Origin of the sequence: Paraburkholderia sp., assembly GCF_049581445.1 — a bacterium.
Lineage (GTDB): Bacteria > Pseudomonadota > Gammaproteobacteria > Burkholderiales > Burkholderiaceae > Paraburkholderia.
In genome coordinates this window covers 1-2,362 of sequence record NZ_JBAURZ010000026.1, presented here as the reverse complement: position 1 = coordinate 2,362, position 2,362 = coordinate 1, and the positions used below count along the sequence as shown (strand labels likewise).

Sequence of the window (2,362 nt, the reverse complement as noted above, 5' to 3'; positions counted from 1 at the left end):
GAACAGACCGGCGGCCTGCGGCCCGAGGTGAAATGGCGCGCCGGCTAACAGCAGCGCAAGCACCGACCAGAAGACGCTGAAGCCAGCAAAGAGGCATGCGCCCGTGAGCGACGCTTCGCGCAACCCGGGATGCTCGACGATCAGATGCCACATCGACACGAGCAGCTTGCCGTAGGGCAAGGTTGAGGTCGGCTTGCTCCTGGGCAGGCGCATCCAGATTACGACTGCGAGCGCCAGTAGCGCCACCACGGACGCGCCGAACACCGCACGCCAGCCGAAATACTCGGCGACAAAGCCTGCTGCGGTACGCGCCAGCAAGATGCCCAGTAGCAAACCGCTCATCACCGTGCCGACCGCATGGCCGCGTCCCGAGGGTGGTGCGAGTTCGGCGGCGAACGGTACGGCCTGTTGCGCGATGGTGGCAAGCACGCCGATCGCAAGACTCGCGCCGATCAGGACAACGAGGCTCGGCGCGCTCGCGGCAATCACGAGCGCTACGCAAATGGCGGCGATCTGCAACAACATCAGGAGGCGCCGGTCAAAGCGGTCGCCGAGCGGGGCGAGCAGCAACATACCGGCGGCATAGCCTAGCTGCGTGACGGCCGGCACCGCGCCCACCCACGACGCGCTGTGCGGAAACGATTCGCGCAGGTTACCGAGCAGCGGCTGGTTGTAATAGATGTTCGCAACGGAGACGCCGGCGATCGTCGCGAGCAGCAGCAACAAACGGCGCAGTGAACGGTCGTCGGCGGGGGACGGTTGGGAATCGGTCGTGGACATGAGCGGGGATTCGATGGATCGCCAAAGTGGCGGTGTCCAGCCATGGGTCTTCAAGCGTGCCGATCATACCGGAGCGGGGCGGATCGTGCTGACGGTGGTCTCGTGGCGCATGGGTTGCAGCGGCGTCGTGGGGTGGGTAGGTGTCACGGGGATTACCTCGTAGGCACCAAAAATGAGATGGTCGTTCGCTTCCGGTCCGTAAAATCGCGCGGCTCCTCGACGGAGCGGTCTGCGAGTACATCCGGCAGACACATCCTGCACCCCAGACGGGACACACCGGAAAAGATGAATACGACAGCGGAACTTGAACCACGGGGTCTCAGCGGCTGGCTACTGCTCGTCCTTTTCGGGCTCGCGGCCCTGGTGAGCGCAACTGTCATTGAAATGCGCGACCCGCTCAAGATGATGCTTGAACCGGAATTGCTTGCAGTGTTCGTCCGTCCGGAAACACATGGGTGGTACCGCGTCGTCGTGCTGCTGGTCGGCATGGACGTGGTGACCGGCACGTTTATCGTTGCCGGAGCCGGCTGGCTGCTGATGCTGGTCTGGCGCAGGTCAGTGCGTTTTCCTTTGCATGTGCAGGGCTGGCTGCTCGCTGCGCTCGTGATGCGCATGTTTGCCTACCTGCTCGGCGACTACCTGACCCACGTCATTGGCATCGAAATTGGCATCCCGGTGGACGGTTTTGCTCAGGCGGCAGGCGCCACCGCGCTGGGCGTGCCGTATTTCAGGTGGTCGCGGCGCGTGCGTAACACCTTCAGGCAGCGTTGAATCGTTGCACCGTAAAGTGCTGGCTCGCCCCGCACGGTTGCCGGTTTGTCAATCTGCCTTAGCTGCACGCTGGTTCAGTCGATCAAATCACCTTCGGGCTCGTAGAAGGGGTACGGGCCGTCCGCCGCATCGACATAAGCGTGGTGCGTCACGACGCCGTTGGCCGGATCGTAGTGATGCAGCGCGAACGCGGGGGGTTCCATCATGAATCCGGATGGCGCGTCCTTGCGCAGATCGAGCGCGACCTGATGCGCGGGCGACGGCACGGCTGAGGCGATGGTGCCGCCGAAACGCACGAACATCGGCCGATGGACATGGCCGCAGATCACCCGCTCGACATTCGGATAACGCGCGACCAGCGTGGCCAACTTTTGCGACGCTTGCACGTCGAGCCGGATGTCGTCCATGTGCCCGATGCCACAATCGAACGGCGGATGATGCAGGGCAACGATCACCGGCTTGCCATGCGCCCCGTCGAGTTGTGCTTCAAGCCACGCGAGCCGTGAGTCGCACAGGGTGCCCGCGCTTTCACCCGGCACCATGGAATCCAGTGCGATCAGGCGCAGCGGACCGATATCCACCGTGTATTGCACAAACTCCCCGCCTGCGTGCAGTTGCGCGTGATCGCTGAACGCATCGCGCAGCGCCGCGCGTGCATCGTGATTGCCGACCATCAGGTAGTACGGAATCTGCAGTGGCGCGAGCAGCGTCTTGAGGTGCGCGTATTGCTCCGGGTCGCCCTGGTCGACCAGGTCGCCGGTCATGACCACAGCATCCGGGCGCGGCTCGAGCGCGTTGAGCGCGGTGATGC

4 protein-coding genes are annotated in these 2,362 nt (G+C 63.9%); 2 read left to right on the top strand and 2 right to left on the bottom strand.

The window, feature by feature from the left end; translation table 11 throughout:
* Window positions 1–780 (bottom strand): MFS transporter (locus WCA85_RS01420; RefSeq protein WP_424061261.1); only part of this gene is annotated, 780 nt, incomplete at its 3' end.
* A gap of 13 nt (window positions 781–793) precedes the next feature.
* Here WCA85_RS01420 and WCA85_RS01415 point away from each other — a divergent pair.
* Complete coding sequence (locus WCA85_RS01415; protein ID WP_424061259.1) at window positions 794–943, top strand: hypothetical protein; 150 nt, start codon at window positions 794–796, stop codon at window positions 941–943.
* Window positions 944–1,065: 122 nt separating this feature from the next.
* The gene (locus tag WCA85_RS01410) at window positions 1,066–1,551 is read left to right on the top strand and encodes a DUF2569 domain-containing protein (protein WP_424061258.1); all 486 of its coding nucleotides are present in this window, start codon (window positions 1,066–1,068) and stop codon (window positions 1,549–1,551) included.
* A gap of 74 nt (window positions 1,552–1,625) precedes the next feature.
* Here WCA85_RS01410 and WCA85_RS01405 read toward each other — a convergent pair.
* Window positions 1,626–2,362 (bottom strand): phosphodiesterase (locus WCA85_RS01405; protein WP_424061256.1); only part of this gene is annotated, 737 nt, incomplete at its 5' end.

Excerpts from the sequence above, each read along its gene's own strand:
- WCA85_RS01410 (WP_424061258.1), top strand. The coding sequence starts at position 1,066 with ATGAATACGACAGCGGAACTTGAACCACGGGGTCTCAGCGGCTGGCTA.
- WCA85_RS01415 (WP_424061259.1), top strand. The coding sequence starts at position 794 with ATGGATCGCCAAAGTGGCGGTGTCCAGCCATGGGTCTTCAAGCGTGCC.